This window comes from Ruminococcus sp. zg-924, assembly GCF_024433635.1.
GTDB lineage: Bacteria > Bacillota > Clostridia > Oscillospirales > Acutalibacteraceae > UBA7067.
This window is the reverse complement of sequence record NZ_WNJZ01000007.1, coordinates 73,450-93,493: the sequence shown is the minus strand read 5'-3', so window position 1 is coordinate 93,493 and position 20,044 is coordinate 73,450. Positions and strand designations below refer to the sequence as shown.

General features: G+C 42.8%; 21 protein-coding genes. 9 read left to right on the top strand and 12 right to left on the bottom strand.

The window, feature by feature from the left end:
• Positions 1-180: 180 nt before the first annotated feature.
• The 7 genes from GMA13_RS04785 to rimM all read right to left on the bottom strand — a co-directional run bounded on the left by GMA13_RS04785 (position 181) and on the right by rimM (position 5,529).
• Positions 181-642, bottom strand: a complete 462-nt coding sequence (locus GMA13_RS04785; protein ID WP_255883016.1) for an ATPase — start codon at positions 640-642, stop codon at positions 181-183.
• Positions 643-721: 79 nt separating this feature from the next.
• Positions 722-1,210, bottom strand: a complete 489-nt coding sequence (coaD, locus tag GMA13_RS04780; RefSeq protein WP_255883015.1) for a pantetheine-phosphate adenylyltransferase — start codon at positions 1,208-1,210, stop codon at positions 722-724.
• Entirely contained in the window at positions 1,207-1,755 is a 549-nt protein-coding gene (gene rsmD, locus GMA13_RS04775) for a 16S rRNA (guanine(966)-N(2))-methyltransferase RsmD (RefSeq protein WP_255883014.1), read from the bottom strand. The genes coaD and rsmD overlap by 4 nt, the downstream gene beginning before the upstream one ends.
• Positions 1,756-1,832: 77 nt before the next feature.
• Positions 1,833-3,656, bottom strand: a complete 1,824-nt coding sequence (gene uvrC, locus GMA13_RS04770) for an excinuclease ABC subunit UvrC (RefSeq protein ID WP_255883013.1) — start codon at positions 3,654-3,656, stop codon at positions 1,833-1,835.
• 100 nt (positions 3,657-3,756) lie between these two features.
• Entirely contained in the window at positions 3,757-4,020 is a 264-nt protein-coding gene (locus tag GMA13_RS04765; RefSeq protein ID WP_255883012.1) for an HPr family phosphocarrier protein, read from the bottom strand.
• A 263-nt stretch (positions 4,021-4,283) separates the two neighbouring features.
• Positions 4,284-5,027: a tRNA (guanosine(37)-N1)-methyltransferase TrmD gene (gene trmD / locus GMA13_RS04760; RefSeq protein ID WP_255883031.1), complete on the bottom strand. Its 744-nt coding sequence runs from the start codon at positions 5,025-5,027 to the stop codon at positions 4,284-4,286.
• Positions 5,017-5,529 carry a ribosome maturation factor RimM gene (rimM, locus tag GMA13_RS04755; RefSeq protein ID WP_255883011.1) on the bottom strand — a complete coding sequence of 171 codons (513 nt, stop codon included), beginning with the start codon at positions 5,527-5,529 and terminating at the stop codon, positions 5,017-5,019. Before rimM ends, trmD begins: the two co-directional genes overlap by 11 nt.
• Before the next feature lie 264 nt (positions 5,530-5,793).
• Between rimM and GMA13_RS04750 the strand changes: the two genes are divergently transcribed.
• From GMA13_RS04750 to GMA13_RS04715, 8 genes are all read left to right on the top strand, one after another.
• The gene (locus GMA13_RS04750) at positions 5,794-6,672 is read left to right on the top strand and encodes a Rossmann-like and DUF2520 domain-containing protein (RefSeq protein ID WP_255883010.1); all 879 of its coding nucleotides are present in this window, start codon (positions 5,794-5,796) and stop codon (positions 6,670-6,672) included.
• Positions 6,669-7,496 (top strand): 3-methyl-2-oxobutanoate hydroxymethyltransferase, encoded by an 828-nt coding sequence (gene panB, locus GMA13_RS04745; protein ID WP_255883009.1) that lies wholly within the window; start codon positions 6,669-6,671, stop codon positions 7,494-7,496. The genes GMA13_RS04750 and panB overlap by 4 nt, the downstream gene beginning before the upstream one ends.
• A 25-nt stretch (positions 7,497-7,521) precedes the next feature.
• The gene (gene panC / locus GMA13_RS04740; protein WP_255883008.1) at positions 7,522-8,364 is read left to right on the top strand and encodes a pantoate--beta-alanine ligase; all 843 of its coding nucleotides are present in this window, start codon (positions 7,522-7,524) and stop codon (positions 8,362-8,364) included.
• A gap of 13 nt (positions 8,365-8,377) precedes the next feature.
• Complete coding sequence (panD, locus tag GMA13_RS04735) at positions 8,378-8,776, top strand: aspartate 1-decarboxylase (RefSeq protein WP_255883007.1); 399 nt, start codon at positions 8,378-8,380, stop codon at positions 8,774-8,776.
• 319 nt (positions 8,777-9,095) lie between these two features.
• Entirely contained in the window at positions 9,096-9,269 is a 174-nt protein-coding gene (locus tag GMA13_RS04730; RefSeq protein ID WP_255883006.1) for a hypothetical protein, read from the top strand.
• The gene (recO, locus tag GMA13_RS04725) at positions 9,220-9,963 is read left to right on the top strand and encodes a DNA repair protein RecO (RefSeq protein ID WP_255883005.1); all 744 of its coding nucleotides are present in this window, start codon (positions 9,220-9,222) and stop codon (positions 9,961-9,963) included. Before GMA13_RS04730 ends, recO begins: the two co-directional genes overlap by 50 nt.
• Before the next feature lie 11 nt (positions 9,964-9,974).
• Entirely contained in the window at positions 9,975-12,332 is a 2,358-nt protein-coding gene (locus tag GMA13_RS04720) for an endonuclease MutS2 (RefSeq protein WP_255910515.1), read from the top strand.
• Positions 12,333-12,346: 14 nt separating this feature from the next.
• Positions 12,347-13,120, top strand: coding sequence for a hypothetical protein (locus tag GMA13_RS04715; protein ID WP_255910513.1), 774 nt, complete (start codon positions 12,347-12,349; stop codon positions 13,118-13,120).
• Positions 13,121-13,274: 154 nt separating this feature from the next.
• On the opposite strand, the gene GMA13_RS04710 is transcribed toward GMA13_RS04715, so the two are convergent.
• From GMA13_RS04710 to GMA13_RS04695, 4 genes are all read right to left on the bottom strand, one after another.
• Positions 13,275-15,767: an ATP-dependent Clp protease ATP-binding subunit gene (locus GMA13_RS04710; RefSeq protein ID WP_255910511.1), complete on the bottom strand. Its 2,493-nt coding sequence runs from the start codon at positions 15,765-15,767 to the stop codon at positions 13,275-13,277.
• A gap of 83 nt (positions 15,768-15,850) precedes the next feature.
• A complete protein-coding gene (locus tag GMA13_RS04705; protein ID WP_255883000.1) occupies positions 15,851-16,879 on the bottom strand; it encodes a protein arginine kinase in 1,029 nt (342 codons plus the stop codon).
• A complete protein-coding gene (locus tag GMA13_RS04700) occupies positions 16,872-17,372 on the bottom strand; it encodes a UvrB/UvrC motif-containing protein (protein ID WP_255882999.1) in 501 nt (166 codons plus the stop codon). The genes GMA13_RS04705 and GMA13_RS04700 overlap by 8 nt, the downstream gene beginning before the upstream one ends.
• A gap of 36 nt (positions 17,373-17,408) precedes the next feature.
• Positions 17,409-17,858: a CtsR family transcriptional regulator gene (locus tag GMA13_RS04695; protein ID WP_255882998.1), complete on the bottom strand. Its 450-nt coding sequence runs from the start codon at positions 17,856-17,858 to the stop codon at positions 17,409-17,411.
• Positions 17,859-18,348: 490 nt separating this feature from the next.
• Here GMA13_RS04695 and GMA13_RS04690 point away from each other — a divergent pair, with 490 nt between their 5' ends.
• Positions 18,349-18,519, top strand: coding sequence for a DUF362 domain-containing protein (locus tag GMA13_RS04690; protein WP_255882997.1), 171 nt, complete (start codon positions 18,349-18,351; stop codon positions 18,517-18,519).
• 65 nt (positions 18,520-18,584) lie between these two features.
• Here GMA13_RS04690 and GMA13_RS04685 read toward each other — a convergent pair whose 3' ends face one another.
• Positions 18,585-20,006, bottom strand: a complete 1,422-nt coding sequence (locus GMA13_RS04685; RefSeq protein ID WP_255882996.1) for a sodium:alanine symporter family protein — start codon at positions 20,004-20,006, stop codon at positions 18,585-18,587.
• Between the last annotated feature and the right edge of the window lie 38 nt (positions 20,007-20,044).

Here is a 20,044-nt window from a genome sequence, read left to right as displayed (position 1 = left end):
ATTTTTCTGCATTTGAATAATAAAAGGGTTACAAATTTATAATTTTCTTTTAAAGCCTTAAAAATTCATCAAATTATCAGAACAAATTACTTATCCAGTTTGTATATTGCTACTATTTGTATAGTTATTGAGCAAAAATAAAGGCGTACAATAAACTGTACGCCTAAAATTTAGGATTAATCAGTTGCCGCTTCTCTGTGTGTTTTTAAGTCCGGCTCTTGCCTTCTTAAGCTCGTTTACCTGAGCTGATAAAAGCTCATCTGTTCTTGCCATTAAATCGTCAATATAGGAATTGGCAGCCTTCCTAAGCTCCTTTGACTTAGCCTGTGCATCGTTAATAATGTCATTAGCCTCAGCCTGTGCCTGACGAACAATTTCGTTCTGATTAACAAGGGTCTTTTTTCTTTCTTCGGCATTGCGGATAATCTGCTCTGCCTCTTTCTTTGCGTCGGCAATAATCTGCGCTCTGTCCGCAACAATAGCCTTAGCCTGACGAACCTCCTGCGGAAGATTGTCGTCGATATCATCAAGGATATCCTTAACGTGGTCAGCCTCAACAATTATCTTACCGCCGGAAAACGGCATATTTTTGGCATCGCCTATAACCTCACGCAGTTCTTCAATAAGTTCTTCAACTCTCATTGTTTTCATTCCTTTCGGGGGCTGTAAGCCCATTTAATAATAAATATCATAAGTGAAAAATTAAATTCGTGTTAAAATCTTATCTGTTTTGAGAAAGTCTGTTCTCAATTTCAGCACGAATACATTCGGGAACAAAATTTGTTATATCGCCGCCAAGACTTGCCACCTGCTTAACTATACTTGAACTTAAATACATATTTTCTGCGCTTGTTGTCAAAAAAATTGTTTCAAGTTCGGGATTAAGCTTTTTATTGGTAAGCGACATCTGAAATTCGTATTCAAAGTCGGATACGGCCCTGAGTCCCTTAACCACCGCTGTGGCATTTCTTTGCTTCGCATATTCTGCAAGCAGTCCGTCAAAACCGACAATTTCAATATTATCAAGTCCTGAAGTAGCCTTTTTTAAAAGAGCTATCCGCTCCTCAATGGAAAAGCTTGGCGTCTTGCTGAGGTTCACCATAACAGCCACAATAACGTGGTCAAACATTTTTGAAGCTCTGCTTATAATATCAACGTGCCCGACTGTTACCGGATCAAAGCTGCCGGGGCATATTACGGTTTGATTCATAGACACTCATCCTCAACACAAAATATGCTTATTTTAATTTTACCATAGCGATAAGTTCTGTCAAGAGAAAATTCGCCAATTTTTTCAGGTAATTCTTCTTTTAGTGGACTTTCACAAATAATCAGCCCGCCTTTGTTCATATTTTGAACAACCGCAGGCAGAACAGCTTGCAGAAGTCCTGTTCCGTAGGGCGGATCAAGGAAGGCAATATCGAATCTCTCCGAATTCGAGGCAAGGAAAGCATCTGCTCCTGTATTTACAACCCTTGCTCTGTCACGAAAACCAACGCTGTCAATGTTATTATTGATAACCTTGATTGAACGGCGGCTTTGGTCGACAAAAACAGCCTGCTTTGCGCCTCTGCTCAGAGCCTCAATGCCCATTTGACCGGAGCCTGAGAACAAATCAAGAAAACGCCTACCCTCAATATTAAACTGAATAATACTGAAAACGGCTTCCTTAACCCTGTCGGTTGTCGGGCGAACATCGTCGCCCTCCAGAACCTCAAGACGTTTCCCACGAGCTAAGCCGGATACTACTCTCATTTAATCACCCTTAAGCCGATGCCGAAAACAACACCTGCAAAAATACGCTAATATTATACCAAAATTACGGGATTAAGTCAATGATAATAATTATAAACAGCATTTGCAGCAACGCTGTTCATATTCGGTGCATCTATAAGCTCCTGCAAATCTGCATTCTTTATATTTTTTATGCTTCCAAAGTGCTTGAGCAGGGCTTTCGCCCTCTTCTCTCCTATTCCGTCTATCTCTGTTAGAGAGCTTTTGAAAGCGGCAGTTTTGCGGCTTGTTCTGTGGTAGGTTATTGCAAAGCGGTGAACCTCCTCCTGTATGCTTGATACAAGAGTAAAAGCACTGCGCTTTGAGGAAATCTCTATCTCGTCGCTGCCGTCTGTAATCGCCCTTGTTTTATGCTTGCTGTCCTTAACCATACCGAAAACAGGAACAGATATATTCATATCTCGCAGCACCTGCATTACTGCGCTGTGCTGCCCCTTGCCGCCGTCAAGCAGGATAAGGTCAGGTAAAATGCCAAAGGTGTTTCCGTCATCACCGTGCTTTTGATATTCCTCAAACCTACGTCTTATAACCTCCTGCATTGAGCCGTAGTCGTCCTGCCCTTCAACAGTCTTTATCTTAAATCGGCGGTAAGCCTTACGGTACGGCTTGCCCTTTTTGAACACAATCATCCCTGCTACATTTTCAGTACCCATTAAATTGGATATATCGTAGGATTCTATATAATCGGGCGTTTTTTTCAGTCCGAGTATTTCGGCAAGCTCGGTAAGAGCAGTTTCCTCTCTGGCAGTTATTCCTCTCTTCTGCGCTATCTGCTCGGCAGCATTGTTTTTGCACATCTGCACAAGCTTTAGCTGTTCACCTTTTTGAGGAACGTTTATCAGTACCTTTTTTCCACACTGCTCTGACAGCCATTGCTGTAATATTTCTGTGTCCTCACATTCGCTGTCAAGCGTTATCCTCGGCGGTATTTTTGTACGCAGCTGATAATATCTTTCAACAAACTCAGTTCTCGCCTTCGGCGTGTCCTCAATGTCGCTTATCACAAAGCTCTCACGGTCATAAAGACTTCCGTTTTCAAAGCGAAACACCTCAAAGCAGCCGTTGTCACCGTTGCAGGCAAGGGCGATTACGTCTTGCTCCTTCACGGCAGTTGCAACAACTCTCTGGCGTTGCCCTACTCGCCGCACTGCGTTAAGCTTATCTCTGATTCTCGCCGCCTTTTCAAACTCAAGGTTTTCGGCTGCCTCATTCATTTCGTCTGTCAGCTTTTTAATGGACGCCTTGCCGCCGTTCCTTAAAAAGTCAACAGCTTCATCAAAATTTTCATTGTACTCTTTAACGGACATCTTGCCTGTGCAAGGCGCACAGCACTGTTTGATATAATAATTAAGACATGGGCGGCTTTTGCCGAAATCACGTGGAAAAACCTTTGAACAATTTGGAAGCTTAAAAATCTTCTGCGCCTGGTCAACAGCGTTTTTCACATAGTAATGGCTGATATACGGGCCCAGATATAAGGCGTTGGGGTCGTTGTTATTTTTCTCTGCGCTTATTCTGCCCCAATTCCCCTTGGTTACTTTGATAAAGGCATATCCCTTATCGTCCTTTAAAAGAATATTATACTTCGGCTTATGCTGTTTTATAAGGCTGCATTCAAGTACCAGAGCTTCAAATTCTGATGTTGTTATAATATATTCAAAATCATCAACATTTTCTACCATTCGCCTTACCTTGTCGGAGTGGTTGTTCTGCGAACCAAAATATTGGCTGACTCTGTTTTTTAATGCCTTGGCTTTTCCGATATAAATTATCTTGCCGCTTTTATTCTTCATAATATAAACACCTGGGTCAAGCGGCAAAGCCATCGCCTTTTTACGAAGCTGAGATATTTTATCGCTCATCTTATCAATCCTTAATATATCAACCTTAATTTTCTCCGTATTCCGTATAAAGAAAAAACGGACAGAGAACAAACTCTGTCCGTCAACAACGATTTAGGAATTACTCGGAAAAGCCGGACTCAACAAGCTTTACCAAATCTTCAACAGCAACCTGCTCGTCAGGACCGTCAGCAATAATCTTGATTGTCGTTCCACCAACAATACCGAGTGAAAGAACGCCAAGCAAGCTCTTTGCATTTACTCTTCTCTCTTCTTTCTCAACCCAGATGGATGACTTATACTCATTAGCCTTCTGAATGAAGAAAGTAGCGGGACGAGCGTGCAAACCTACCTGATTCTGAACCTCAACATCTTTTACGAACATTTCTAAATCTCTCCTCTAATATGATTTGTGATGACCCATTTCGACTATTTGCATAATCATAAAGCACTGCTTTTAAATCAATAAATGCGTGCATAAATCTTATTAAATATTATATCACACAGGTTTCTCCCGTCAATATATTTTTTGCAATTTCGGTTTGATTGACGTTCAAATTGGCAATTATTATGGTGTTATTTGTGCATAATAAATAAAAATCAAGAAAAAAACTGTTTTTATGTACAGCGTTTATTTCTTGTATAGAATTATACCTCACTTTTTCCGTCCTCACTGTCAATTTTCGCTCGTTCCTCCGGTGTAATTTCAGCGATTTTATACATATCAGGTCTTTTCTGCTTTGTTCTCCTTATAGACTGCATTCTGCGCCAATCTTCTATATTCTTATGATGGCCTGATAAAAGCACCTCCGGCACCTCTTTGTCTCTCCACAAAGACGGCTTTGTGTACTGAGGATATTCAAGCAATCCGTTGTAGTGGCTCTCCTCGGTAAAGCACTCCTCATCAGACAGCACTCCGGGAACCATTCTGCACAATGCGTCAGCATATACGCAGGCGGGAAGCTCGCCTCCTGTAAGGACATAATCGCCAATCGAGATTTCCTCGTCAATCAGCTCCTCAATTACACGCTCGTCAAGCCCCTCATAGTGACCACAGAGTATGCAGATATTTTCATACTGCCGTGCCGTATCCTTTAAAAGCTGCTGGTTTATCACCCTGCCCTGCGGCGACATATAAACAAAGTGAGGTCTTGTGCCCGCCATTTTACATATATCCTCAAAACACAGCGCCACCGGCTCCGCCTTAAGCACCATTCCCATTCCCCCTCCGTAGGGAGTATCGTCAACACGCCTGTGCTTATCAAAGGCATAGTCACGCAGCTGATGAAAATAAAGCTCTATTACTCCGCTTTTTACAGCTCTGCCGATGATACTTTCAGATAAAACAGCCTGACACATTTCGGGAAACAAGGTTATTATGTCAATCCTCATCATCGAAAATTCCTTTCATCGGTTTTATTTTTATCTCGCCACTGAAAACATCAACATTTTTGACAACATCAGGTATAACAGGGATAAGAAACTTGTGTTTTTGTTTGTCCGTTATTTCGTACACATCATTAGCGCCCGTCTTGAAAACATCAGTAACAATACCGTATTCTGCGTTTGTATCTATATCAGTGACCTTGCAGTCAATTAAGTCCTGAATATAGTACTCTCCGTTTTCAAGCCTAACATCGTTTCTGTTCATCCAAAGCACCTTGCCACGCATCATATCAGCCTGTTCAACAGTATCAACGCCTTCAAGCTTAGCAATAGCTATTCTTTTATGAGGACGAGCCGACACCTTAACAGCCTTATTTCCGCCGTCAAAATAGAGCGTTTTAAACTGCGACAAAAATTGCGGCGAATCACACCAAGGCTCTATCCTTACCTCTCCCTTAAGACCGTGTGTGCCAACTATTTTTCCAATCTCTAAAAATGTCTTAACCATTTTATTCTCCTTTTTCAGCCCGAAATCAATGTAATTTTAGCAGTAAGGCTGTTTATAATATTTTATCATATTCTTCGTATTTTACAATACCCGTATTTATCTGTCCGATAAAATAAAAAATTGCCAATTTATGGTGGATTTATATTGTATAATTTCCATTGAATTATCTTTAAAAATGTGATATATTCTTCCTTGAGCGGTATTCATTTAAGAAGCTGCATCAGATGGTATGTTATCACGATTTTTTTTGAAAGAGGTGGTAGCATGAATATAGGAATTATTGGAGCCGGCAAGGTCGGGTTTTCTATTGGACGATTTCTCGCCGACAACAATATTCATATTGTAGGTTATTACGATACAAACAATCAAAATGCCGCAGCTGCGGCAGAATTTACCGGAACGGACAGCTTCGATGACTTATCGGAGACGGTAAAATTAAGCGACACCCTGTTTATAACAACGCCTGACAGTGAAATAGCCAAGGCGTGGGATTGCATTAAGAAAATGCCCGTAAGAGATAAAATCATATGCCATTTTAGTGGTTCATTATCATCTGATGTATTTTCAGGAGCGAAGGAAGCCGGCGCAAAGGCTTGCTCCGTTCATCCAATGTTAGCGTTCAGCAACAGATACTCATCCTATAAGTCGCTCAGCAATGCGTTCTTCACAGCCGAGGGCGACGAAGGTGCTGTATCTGAAATGGAGAGTCTTTTAACCTCTCTCGGCAGTATAGTTTGCCGAATTGACAAGGGCAGCAAGGCACTCTATCACACTGCAGCAAGCGTACTCAGCAATCATATGGTTGCTCTGCTTGATTTAGGATATTCGCTTTTGGAGCGATGCGGCTTTTCAAGAGCTGAAGCGATAAAAGCGACAAACTCACTTGTGAAAGGAAACCTTCAAAACGTGCTTGACAGCGGTTGTGTAAATGCTCTTACAGGTCCGATTGAACGAGGCGACACACAAACTGTTGCAAAGCATCTGCGCTGTCTTGACGGAAACGATAAGCTGATTTATACGGCGTTGGCGCAAAGGATATTAAGCTTGTCTAAGATAAAAAATAAGGACAGGGACTACGGCGAAATTAATGAGCTTTTAAAACACAATATGCCAATATGTGAATTAACGGAGGAAAACAAATGAAAAATACATCGGTAACTTTTAAAGAAGCAAAAACAAACGGAGAAAAGCTGACAATGCTCACCGCCTATGATTATTCAACCGCAAAGCTACTTGACGAGGCAGGAATAAACTCAATATTAGTCGGCGATTCACTTGGAATGGTTATGCTCGGCTATGAAGATACACTCAGCGTTACAATGGAAGATATGATTCATCACAGTGCGGCTGTTGCAAGGGGCGCAAAAAATGCACTTGTAATCGCAGATATGCCGTTTATGTCTTATCAGACATCTGTTTATGACGCTGTTGTAAACGCCGGTAGGCTTGTAAAAGAGGGACGTGCACAGGCTGTAAAGCTTGAGGGCGGTCTTGAGGTTTGTGAACACATCAAGGCGATTGTTAAGGCTTCAATCCCGGTATGCGCTCATATTGGGCTTACTCCGCAGTCAATCAACGCATTCGGCGGCTTTAAGGTTCAGGGCAAGGGTGAGCAAGCTGCACAAAGGCTTCTTGACGAGGCGAGAGCTGTTGAAGATGCAGGCGCATTTGCAGTTGTGCTTGAATGTGTTCCTGCGGCGCTTGCTAAGAAGATTTCAGAGTCTGTTAGCATACCGACAATCGGCATAGGTGCAGGCGCAGGCTGTGACGGGCAAGTGCTTGTATATCAGGATATGCTCGCTATGTATTCTGACTTCAAGCCAAAGTTTGTAAAGCAGTACGCCAAGGTCGGCGAGATGATGAAAGCCGCTTTCAAGGCGTATATTACCGAGGTTAAGTCAGGCGCTTTTCCGTGCGAGGAGCACACCTTCAAAATTGACGATGAAATAATAAAAAAGCTTTATTGATAATACAGACGGGAGAGTGCTGATAATGGATATAAAATATACAGTTAAGGATATAAGAGAACAGGTTAATAAGTGGAAAAGAGAAGGACTCACAATCGGCTATGTTCCGACAATGGGTTATCTGCACGAGGGTCACAGAAGCCTTATTGAGGCAGCAAGAGCAAACAACGATAAGGTTGTTGTAAGCATCTTTGTAAACCCAATGCAGTTTGCTCCGACAGAGGATTTGGAGAGCTATCCGAGAGATCTGGAAAAAGACGCAAAAATGTGCGAGGAAGTCGGCGTTGATTTGCTGTTTCACCCTGAACCAAGCGAAATGTACAGCGAAAGCTTTTGCTCATATGTTGATATGAACGGTTTAACAACCGAGCTTTGTGGCAAAACAAGGCCAACACATTTCAGAGGAGTTCAGACTGTTGTGCTTAAGTTTTTCAACATAGTTAAGCCTGACAGAGCGTATTTCGGTCAAAAGGACGCACAGCAGCTTGCAGTTATAAAGAGGATGGTTGCAGATCTTAACGTTGATGTTGAGATTATCGGCTGCCCGATTATCCGTGAGAGCGACGGTCTTGCAAAAAGCTCAAGAAACACATATCTCAATTCTGACGAGAGAAAAGCCGCACTTATTCTCAGCAAAAGCTTAAAGCTCGGCAGAGAGCTTATCGAAAACGGCGAAACAGATTCAAGCAAGATAATCAAGGCTATTAAGGACAGCATAAGCACAGAGCCACTTGCAAAAATTGACTACGTTAACGTTGTTGATTTCAGCACAATAACGCCTGTTGAAAAGATAGGAAAATCTGTTCTTGTAGCTATTGCGGTTTATATAGGAAAAACAAGATTGATTGACAACTTCATAATAGAATGATTGGAGCGAAGCTATGACACTTACAATGCTTAAGGGTAAGATTCACCGTGCCGTTGTTAAGCAGGCTGATTTGAACTATGTAGGCAGCATTACAATAGACACAGAGCTTATGGAGGCAGCCGGAATCTTAGAATATGAAATGGTGCAGATTGTCGATATAGACAACGGCAACAGGTTTGAAACATACACAATAGCAGGAAAGGCAGGCTCAGGTATGGTATGCTTAAACGGAGCCGCCGCAAGGCAGGTATCTGTTGGCGACCGCATAATAATTATGTGCTATGCTCAGATGACGCCGGAAGAAGCAAAGGAGCACAAACCCTATGTTGTGTTTGTTGATGAAGAAAATAAAATAAAAAATGTTTCAAGATATGAAAAACATGGGCTGTTGGCAGATGATTTTATCGGATAACGCAAAATTAATCCTGCCATATTATAAAGAGATAAATTTCTTCGCAATTTAACAGAAACATTTATTAAACGGAGTCTGAAAAATCAGGCTCCGTTTTTATACTTATTTAACGACAGGTTTACAAATGCCGCCTTATTTTGTATAATAATAGAAGAAACAGCGAATTTTTCATTTTCAAAATTTTGAATTTAAGGCAGATTTATTCTACAATTTACCACCGTTATTTTTTCACGCTATGCGTATAATGATATTAGAGCGCAGCTCAAGTTTTTGCTTGGCTAAACTCTTAATTCAAACTCATCATTATGGGGGTTTTGTAATGGATGAATATGATGCCTGGAACGAGTTTTTAAAAACAGGCAGTGTGCTTGATTACCTTGCATACTCGTCAATGAAAAATTCACAGCAAGATTTTGATGACTCACAGCCCTTGGAGGACGCATATGAATCTGAGCACGGACGGTCTGATTATAAAGGAACAGAATATTGGTGAGAACAGCCGTCTTGTTACCGTTCTGACACGAAGCAACGGTGTTATCAGGGCATTTGTAAAAAATGCAGGCAGCATAAAAAGCGGAAAAAGCGCCGCAACAAGGCTGCTTTGCTACTCTCGACTCAGTATATTTAAGGGTCGGGAGTCGTACATAATTGACGATGCCCAAAGCCTTGAGATGTTCACACCGCTTCGACTTGACGTTGTAAAAATGGCGCTTGCCGAATATTTCTGCGAGCTTTCTATGCACTTTTTTCCCGAAGATTTGCCCTGCGAGGAGGGATTGAGGCTTATTCTAAATACGCTTTATGTTTTGTCACGCTCGTCACGTCCTGCACCTCTCATTAAAGGAGCCGCCGAGCTGCGGCTTGCAAGTATTTGCGGTTATATGCCCGACCTTGTATGCTGTAACGAATGTAAGAAGTACGAGGACGAAAATATGCACTTCTTTCCTAAAAGCGGAATACTCCTGTGCGGCGGCTGTCTTGACACAAAAAAGGAGTATTCACTCAAAACAGGCTTAGGCGTGACCGCTGCGCTGCGGCACTCAATATACGCTCCGCTTGAAAAGCTATTTTCTTTTTCGCTGTCCAATGGCGGTTCGGAGCTTTTTGAAAGGGCAGCTGAAGAATATTTGCTTTCGCTTTCAGAGCGAGGCTTTAAAACTCTTGACTTTTACAAGGTAATCAAATAATGGAGAAGAAAATGAACAGACACCTTAAAACACTTGAGCTTGATAAAATTTTAAATATGCTTGCATCTGAAGCCTCCTTTGAGGAGTCTAAGGAGCTTGCTTTGTCGCTCAGACCTCAAAACAACTTACAGCAAGTTCTGGCAAATTTAAAGGAAACCGAGGACGCATATATTTTAAGCGGTCGCTTTGGTGCGCCGTCATTCGGCAGTATAAAGAACATTTCCGGTTGCCTTGCAAGAGCCGCAGCGGGCGGTATGCTTTCAATGAGCGAGCTTTTGCGTGTTGCGGAGGTTTTGCGTATAGTCAGAGGAGTAAGACAATGGAGAGAAAAATGCGCTTCTGTTCAAAGTGTGCTTGACAACCGATTTCAGGCTCTTATTCCGAACAAGTATCTTGAAGACGAAATAACCGGAGCAATAATCTCTGATGATGAAATGTCGGACAAGGCTTCCCCTGCCCTATCCGAAATTCGCAGAAAAATAAAAAACGCATCGCAAAAGGCGAGAGATGTACTTAACAAGATTGTCCATTCAGCCACATACAAAAAATATTTGCAGGACGCCATTGTGACAATGCGTGACGGACGTTATGTTGTACCTGTTAAAGCGGAATGTCGAGGCAGTATAAGCGGACTTGTTCACGATACCTCAGCAAGCGGTTCAACTATCTTTGTAGAACCTATGGGCGTGGTTGAAGCGAACAATGATATAAAGGTTTTGCAGTCAAAGGAAGAAGCCGAGATTGAGAAAATACTGTTTGAGCTGTCTGCAAGCGTAGGCAGCTTTGCAAGGCAGATTTCGGACAATTACGAGTACCTAACTCAACTCGACTTAATCTTTGCAAAGGCTTCGCTTGCATATAAAATGAAGGCTTCTATTCCGCTGATGAATGACGACGGCATAATTGAGTTGAAAAAGGCTCGACATCCGCTTATTGACAAAAACAAAGTAGTTCCCGTCGATGTGCGGCTCGGCAGTGACTTTTCCACACTTGTGATAACAGGACCGAACACCGGCGGCAAGACTGTAACGCTAAAGACAATAGGACTTCTTACGCTGATGGCTATGTGCGGAATGATGATTCCCGCAAGCGACAACAGCAGAATTTCCGTATTTGACAATGTGCTTGCAGACATCGGCGATGAACAGAGCATTGAACAGAGCCTTTCCACCTTCTCTGCACATATGACAAATATTTCGAGCATACTAAAAATTGCCAACAACAAAAGCCTTGCTCTGATAGACGAGCTTGGCGCAGGTACAGACCCTGTTGAGGGTGCGGCGCTTGCAACGGCTATACTCGAAAGACTAAGTTTGCTCGGCACAATAACAGCGGCAACCACTCACTATGCTGAATTAAAAGCATATGCGCTCAACACAGCCGGAGTTGAAAACGCCTGCTGTGAATTTGACGTTGCAACGCTCAGACCGACCTACAAGCTGTCAATAGGCGTCCCGGGACGTTCAAATGCCTTTGCCATATCGCAGAAGCTCGGAATTGACGAGGATATCATCAGCCGTTCAAAAAAGCTTGTTTCCCGTGAGGACAGAAAGTTTGAGAGCGTTGTGCGAAATCTTGAGAAAAAGCGGCAGGCGCTTGAAGAACAGCTTAAAGAAGCGCAGGAGAAAACTCTCTCAGCCAAAAAATCTCTTGAAGAAGCCGAGGAAAAAGTCCAGAGAGTTAAGCAGCAAAATGAGGCTGAAATTCAGCGAGCCAAGGAGGAGGCTGCAAGAATTGTAGCCAAAACAAGAGCCGCTGCGCTTGATGTTATGGACAGTGTTGAAAAGGTGCAGAAGGAACAAAAGCTTTCTGCCGAGGACAAGGCAAGGCTCCGCCAGGAAATAAGAAATATTGAGAACACAGCCGACCCGGTTGAAAAGGTAAAACCGGGCGACTATAAGCTGCCGAGAAAGCTGAAGGTTGGCGACTCTGTTTTGTTATTCGATATTGACAAGAAAGCGACTGTGCTTGAAATTAACCCTGATGGTAAAACGGTACTTGTTCAGGCAGGAATTATCAAGACAAGAGCCTCCATAAGCAATTTAAGGCTGATAGACGCCCCAAAGCCGCAAAAGCCGAAGTCACACGGCGGTACCCGTACAGTTACAAAACAGACCGACATAAAGGCTGTGACAGAGGTTGACTTGAGAGGAATGACGGCGACAGAGGCGATAATGGATTTGGAGAGTGCTATTGACTCAGCTGTACTGTCCGGAATAAATCAAATTACAATAATTCACGGCAAGGGTACGGGCGTACTCAGAAGAGAGGTGCAAAGCTTCTTAAAAACCTGCAAAGCTGTTAAGACCTTCCGATTGGGAGTATTCGGCGAGGGCGAAAGCGGCGTTACTATTGCAACACTAAAATAATGGGAGGTAATTTGATGGGTAATAAAAGCCTGCCAATTGAGAGCTATAATGATAACTACGGCACTATAACAACACAAGCTCAAAGCAAAAGAAAAGGCAATGCATTGCGAAATACAATTATTGTAATCGCTTCCATACTTATTCTTCTTGCATTGTCCGCCGCAGTGGTGTTTATACTTATTTTGCAAACACCCAACAGCGATAAATTCACCGCAACACCCAACAACGACGCACTATATACTCTTGTAAAATCCGCAATATATGATAACGACGCTGAAATTTCAAGCGGCGAGCTTAGTTCGTTTGCCGTATATTTGATTGAACAGGCAAATAACGTAAAAGAGCAAAACGGTGAAGAGCCGCTTCCGATAAAAGATATTGCTTTCTTCATTCACAACGACAAGCCCTGTGAGATTTACGCTATGGTAGAAAAGGACAGTCAAACCTACGAAATATCCGGTGAGTTTGAAATAAGTCCCTCTATTGTTGACGACAAGATTGAGCTTAAGCTTAAGTCCGCAAAGCTCGGCGCACTGCCCTTGCCAAGGTGGCTGGCTCTTGACTGCATATTCAATGACGACAGCTTTGCGAAAAATTCAGGATTTTTGGAACGCAAAGGCAACAGCATATATTTAAATGCCTCTTACAGCTTTGAGCTTTTGGGACAGGACATTAATTTAGCTGTTACCAAGGCTCAAGCAAGTGATAACACACTTATTGTAAAAACAACAAGCGCCGCCGACATTATTTTAGGTTCACTTGAATCTTGGCTGAACTCATTATTCTGATATAATTTTACAAATAAAAGAGCTATGCTAAACAGGCAGTTAAGTTAACACGCCCCGTTCAGCATAGCTGTTTTTTTATGAAGCTTTTGCTTTGTAATTGAGAAACGCCGATTTGGTTTATCGTAAAGAAAATATAGAGTATTTTAAGCTTTTATTAATTATTCACCTCGCAGGTCTGACAAAAAGTAAAAGCGTTGTCCTTGTAGTCGCACTTTACACTGTTGCCACCTTTAATTTTCTCTTCGAGAATCTGCTGTGAAAGCTCATCCTCAATCTGCTGACGGATTGCACGGCGAAGCGGTCTTGCACCGTATACCGGGTCATACCCTGCCTTTGCAATCGCTGAAACTGCACCTTTGGTAAACTCCATATCAATATTAAGCGTCTTAAGCCGTGACTTGAGGTTTTCAAGCATCTTTTCGGCTATCTGTTCAATTTCGCTTTCTGTAAGCTTATTGAATACAATAATATCGTCAACTCTGTTTAAAAACTCCGGACGAAAAACCTTCTTAAGCTCACTCATAACAAGTTCTTTCACATCGGAATTTTCCCTTTCGGATTTATTATCGCTGTTTTTATCCTCAAAGGCAAATCCCAGCTTACCGTTTTCAGCGTCTGTGATAAGCCTTGCGCCAACATTTGAAGTCATAATGATAACCGTGTTCTTGAAGTCAACAACCCTGCCCTGTGAGTCGGTAAGTCTGCCGTCCTCAAGAATCTGGAGGAGCATATTGAACACATCGGGGTGAGCCTTTTCAATTTCATCAAACAGCACAACCGAGTACGGATGACTTCTTACTCTATCAGTAAGCTGACCGCCCTCATCATATCCCACATATCCCGGAGGCGAGCCAACAAGCTTTGATACCGTGTGCTTTTCCATATACTCGGACATATCAAGCCTGATCATTGCGTTTTCATCACCGAACACCGCCTCGGCAAGCGCCTTGCAAAGCTCTGTTTTGCCAACGCCTGTCGGTCCTAAGAAAATGAACGAGCCCTGTGGTCTTTTTGGGTCCTTAAGTCCAACTCTGCCACGGCGGATTGCCCTTGCAACACTGTCAACTGCCTCGTTCTGGCCGACAACTCTCTTATGGAGCAGTTCCTCCATATTAAGAAGCTTTTGGCTTTCCTCCTGCGTAAGCTTTGATACCGGAATTCCTGTCCACTGCGATACGATGTTTGCAATGTCATCCTCGCTAACAGTTCCGGAGGAATTGTCGGTGTTCTGTTTCCACTCGTCCTTTGCCTTCTCAAGCTGTGACTTTACCTCGTTCTGCTCATCACGCAGCTTTGCCGCCTGCTCAAATTTCTGAGCATTTATTGCGGCAGATTTCTCTTGCTCAAGTCTGTTTATCCTGTCCTCAAGCTCCTTAATGCTTGTCGGCTGTGTATGAGCGCTAAGGCGCACCTTTGACGCCGCCTCGTCGATAAGGTCGATAGCCTTATCCGGCAAGAAACGGTCGGTAATATATCTTGAAGAGAGGTCAACAGCGGCTTCTATTGCCTCGTCAGGAATAGAAACCTTGTGGTGAGCCTCGTAGCGGTCACGCAAGCCCTTTAGAATCTGAATTGTTTCATCGGTTGACGGCTCGCCGACTGTTACAGGCTGAAAACGTCTTTCAAGCGCCGCATCCTTTTCAATGTGCTTTCTGTATTCGTTGATTGTAGTTGCGCCGATAACCTGCAAATCGCCTCTTGCAAGCGCAGGCTTAAGAATATTGGCTGCATCAGCACTGCCCTCGGCGCTGCCTGCGCCTATAATGGTGTGAAGCTCGTCAATGAAAAGAATGATATTACCGTCATTCTTAACCTCATCCATTGCCGCCTTTATGCGTTCCTCAAAGTCACCTCTGTACTTAGAGCCTGCAACCATACCTGTTAAATCAAGAGCAAAAACTCTTTTGTTTTTGAGCAAATCGGGAACATCGCCGTTTGCAATTCTCAGTGCAAGGCCTTCTGCTACTGCTGTTTTGCCGACGCCGGGTTCACCAATAAGACAAGGGTTATTTTTTGTTCTTCTTGACAAGATCTGAATAACACGGTTTATCTCTTCCTCACGGCCTATTACCGGGTCTATGCCGCCCTTTTTCGCCTTTTCGGTTAAATCCTCACCGAATTTTTCAAGCGTTTTTGTGCCGTTCTTGCCGCCTGCTTTTGCACCTCTGTCATAGCCGGAATAGTTGCTCTGCTCGGCGTTGTCGCCTGCTGAATTAAGCTGTGAAGCCAAGCTCTGCAAAACCTCATTTGGTCTTGCGCCGCATCCGTAGATAAAGTGCACGGCGTAGCTGTCATCCTCAGACAGTAAGGCAATAAGCAAATGCTCACTGCCGACATAGTTATGTCCATAGCGTGCGGCAACTGTTATTGCGCCCTGAACAACCCTTTTTGTCCTCGGAGTGAAGTCGGACGGTGTTAGGGTTGTTTTTGACCCGGAACCTATCTGGGCCTTAATTTGATTTACAACCGCCTGTGCATTAACCCCTGACGACTCAAGCACAGTGGCGGCAACGCTGTTTTCTGAACCTAAAAGTCCCAACAAAACGTGCTCCGTACCAATATATGTGTGGCCAAGCTGCTCTGCCTTTTCAATGGCAAGATTGAGCGCATCATTTGCCTTTTGTGTAAAGCCTTTGAAGTTATACATAAAACATACCTCCCAAAATCAATGAAATAGCTGTCGCAATGAAATATGCTTTCAAATATTATGGTTTAAATTCTTCCTTGCGGCTAAATATCCTTGAATTCTTTGCTTAGGATTTCAGCTCGTTTTATATCTCTTTGCTGAGGCGTCAGCTCTTTTCCTTCAGCCGTCATCAGTGTTGCCGGCTGAATTTGCTCATTCAAACGGTTGAGCATTGCGTAGTCTGCGTTTTCAATAAGACTCGTAAACATACCGACTCTAACATTTGAAATAAGCTTCATCGCCTCGTCATTTGACATAAGCCTTGCGCTTTTAAGCAAGGCAAGACTACGTGCAATAACGTCCTGTATTTCAATCGTCTTTGACATTTCATCAAGAGTCTTTTTCTCCTGCTCTATAAGCTGTGAGGCTATATTCTTAAGGTTTTCAATGGCGTTGTGCTCGGAAAGTCCGAGCGTTATCTGATTTGACAACTGATACAGCGACCCCTTTGCATCACTGCCCTCGCCGAAGGTTCCTCTAAGCTCCATTCCAAGCTTTGAAAGATTGCCTGAAATTCGGCTTATTGAACGGTTCTTCTCGGTTGCAGGAATGTGAAGCATAAGTGATGCTCTCATACCTGTACCAAGGTTTGTCGGACACTGTGTAAGGTAACCAAGCTTGTTATTGAACGCAAAACCTAAAGCATTATCAAGCAAAGTATCAAGATGGTTTGCAGTTTCGTAGCACTCGTTAAGGCTTAAGCCGCTGCCAAGAACCTGTATTCTGATGTGATCCTCCTCGTTTATCATTATGCTTATGGACTCATCATTTGAGAGCATCAGATATCTGCCCTTTCGTTCTGACGCAAACTCAGGACTTATCAGATGCTTCTCAACAAGCGATATGGCTTGAATCTGATTAAGCTCCTCCATTGAGATAAAGCTGAAGCTGTTTGCAAGCGTGCTATTGCTCTCCTCAACGGCAAGCTTAACCTTTTGGGCAATTTCCCTTTTCTGCTCAAGGGAAGCCTTATTCGGAAACGGATAGCTTTTAATATTTCTGGCAAGGCGAATTCTGGAGCTTACAACTACTCCGCCCTGTTCTCCTGTTTTTTCATACCACATATCAGACATTCTGATTACCTCCCTTCAGCGAATTAATCTTATCACGAAGCTGTGCCGCCTTTTCAAACTCCTGTCTTTTAACTGCCTCGTTTAGCTGCTCCTGCATAGACTCAAGCTCACTGACTATTGCAAGCTGCTTGCCTGCGCTTGCAGGAAACTTGCCGTTATGCTGGGTGTTTCCGTGAATTTTTTTGATAGACGGCAAAAGCTCGTCATAGAATGTTTCATAACACTCAGGGCAGCCTACCATTCCTCTTTTTGCTATTTCAGCAAATGAAGAGCCGCAGCCCTTGCAGCGTGTTGCGCTTGTTCTTGACGGCAAACCGCCGCCGAAGAAGCTGCCAAGCATACTGTTCCATTCGTTTTCAAAGCTTGAAAAAATATTTGTGTAACCCATCTTTTTAGCACATTCACTGCACAAATCGTATTCTTCAATCTTTCCATTGACGATTTTTTTTACATGTGTTGTTGCTTCATTCTTTTTGCATGATTGACATAGCATAATTATTCCTCCCACTTTTTTAATTATTATTAATCATTAAATCTGAGTTAAAAGCATATTCTTGACTATGGCGGCTCTGATTGCGTTTGCCGCTGATTTTGGCAGCCCAACAAAATTCCTCTGCGCCGATGCCGCATTGATAAGTGCGGCACATTCCTCACTTATTGCACCGGCACAGCGTAGGTTTTCTGCCATAAGCCGAGCATCATTAAACTCAAGCTCTCCGCCAATCGAGTTTACTATGTGCATCAATGCGGAGTTTTTGTCGGTGTGAACTCTTGTTATTCTTATAAAGCCACCGCCTCCACGTCTGCTCTCAACTATATACCCCTGCTCAGGTGTAAAGCGTGAGGTAAGCACATAGTTAATCTGACTCGGTACACAGCCGATTGAATCTGCAAGCTCGTTCCTGCGTATTTCGGCGTTACCGTCGCTTTCATCAAGCATATTTAAAATATAGCTTGCTACTATGTCTGATATTCTCATATCGTCACCTCCGATTGTAGCTTATATGTTTTATAAAAGCAGTCGAAATTAAAAGTTAAATTTGATTTTTCATTTTTGTCTTTGACTTTCTTTGACCTTGTGACTATATTATACGCATTAGGTCAAAGATAGTCAAACTCAGTTTTTGCCTATTTTTCACCTGTTTTAAGGTGTTTACTCTTGTTTTCTAACTTATACTTACTTTTACTATTACTTTTGACTTTTTTGACTTTTATTTTATCTTCGTTTTGTAGAGCTTTCTAAAACGCAGAAAACCCGCATAACGGTCAAGAATGTTCCCTGCAAAAATGTTTCAATCTTTCTGCTTAAGTTGACGATTCTTATTATCAATTATGTCAAATTTATATAATATTTTACTTAATTTTGACATAATTGGCTATGGATTTTTTGTTTTTTTCTTAAAAACTGTTGATTTTTGAAAAAAGAATGATACAATTATATATACAAAGATAAGGAGGTGCTATTCACAATGGCATATATTATTAGTGATGATTGTATTGCTTGCGGCGCATGCGAGGCTGAGTGCCCTGTTGGTGCTATTTCAGAGGGTGACGGCAAGTATGTTATCGACGCTGACGCTTGCACAGAGTGCGGCTCATGCGCAGACACATGCCCTGTAGGCGCTCCTGCTCAGGAGTAATATGGATACATATCCAAAAAAATTGGGACAGCCGATTGGTTGTCCCTTTTTATTTTATATTTGATTTATTTATCAACCACAGGAATAGGCGTTTTGTCGTATTCATCTAAGTGTTTGAGATAATACTTCGTGTCTTTCCTCATATCACCGGACAGCATCCAAACCGCAAAGATATTCGGCAGAGCCATACAAGCGTTAAGAACGTCTGCAATGCTCCAAACTATGTTCACAGCAAGAAGCGGAGCAATTGCAAGCACAACAAGCCATACAACCCTGTAAACCGGAAGAGCCTTCAAACCGAACAGATAAACAATACAGCGCTCAGCATAATATGACCATCCGAGGATTGTCGAATATGCAAAGGTAACTATTCCTACTACGATAATAACAGGACCAACATAAGGAATCTGAGCAAACGCCGCATTTGTCAAGCTTGCCCCGTCAATCTGCACTGTGTCAATAGCAGGGTTGGCAATACAGCTGCTTACTATTACAAGGCCTGTCATAAGGCAAACAACAACTGTATCCCAGAATGTTCCCGTTGAAGAAACAAGAGCCTGTCTTACCGGATTTCTTGTTTTTGCAGCCGCTGCAACAATAGGAGCAGAACCCATACCGGATTCGTTTGAGAACAGACCTCTTGCAATACCGTATCTGCAGCCCATCATAAGTGCAGTTCCCATAAAGCCGCCTGCAACGGACTTGAGCGAAAAGGCTTCTGTCATAATAGCCTGAATTGCCTGACCAATATACTGCCAGTTATAGCAGAGTATGTAAACACAGCCGCCTACATACAGAACAGCCATAAGCGGAACAAGCTTTTCACAAACTCTTGATATCGACTTTACACCGCCGAAAAGCACAATACCGGTAAGCAGTGCAGCAGCCAAACCGCACACAAGCGGAATTACCGGCAAAGGAAGACCAAACAGATTAAGATTGAGAGCTTTATTTGCATCAAAAGTATCGGTCAGAATACTTGAAATAGCGTTTATCTGAACGCCATTGCCTATACCAAAAGCAGCCAAAGCGGCAAGCACAGCAAAAATAATGCCAAGCCACTTCATATTAAGGCCTCTTTCAAGCGCATACATTGCGCCGCCAACCATTGAACCGTCCTTTGTTTTTACCCTATACTTAACGCCGATAAAAGACTCAGCATATTTTGTAGCTATACCGAGAACACCGGTAATCCAACACCAGAACACTGCGCCAAAGCCGCCAAGCGCTATTGCCGTACCTACGCCGATGATATTGCCTGTTCCGATTGTTGAAGCAAGTGCAGTTGTCAATGCTTGAAATTGACTAACATCGCCTGATGAATCAGGATCCTTTGTTACCGAAAGCTTGATAGCCTTCGGGAGGTTACGCTGAATAACACCTGTTCTGATTGTCATAAATATATGCGTTCCAAGCAGAAGAATTATCATCGGCCAGCCCCACATAAAATCGTCAACTACATTGACGATTTGTTCTAAAATCTCCAAATTTACACCTCATTTTTCTTTTGCGTATATAATAATCA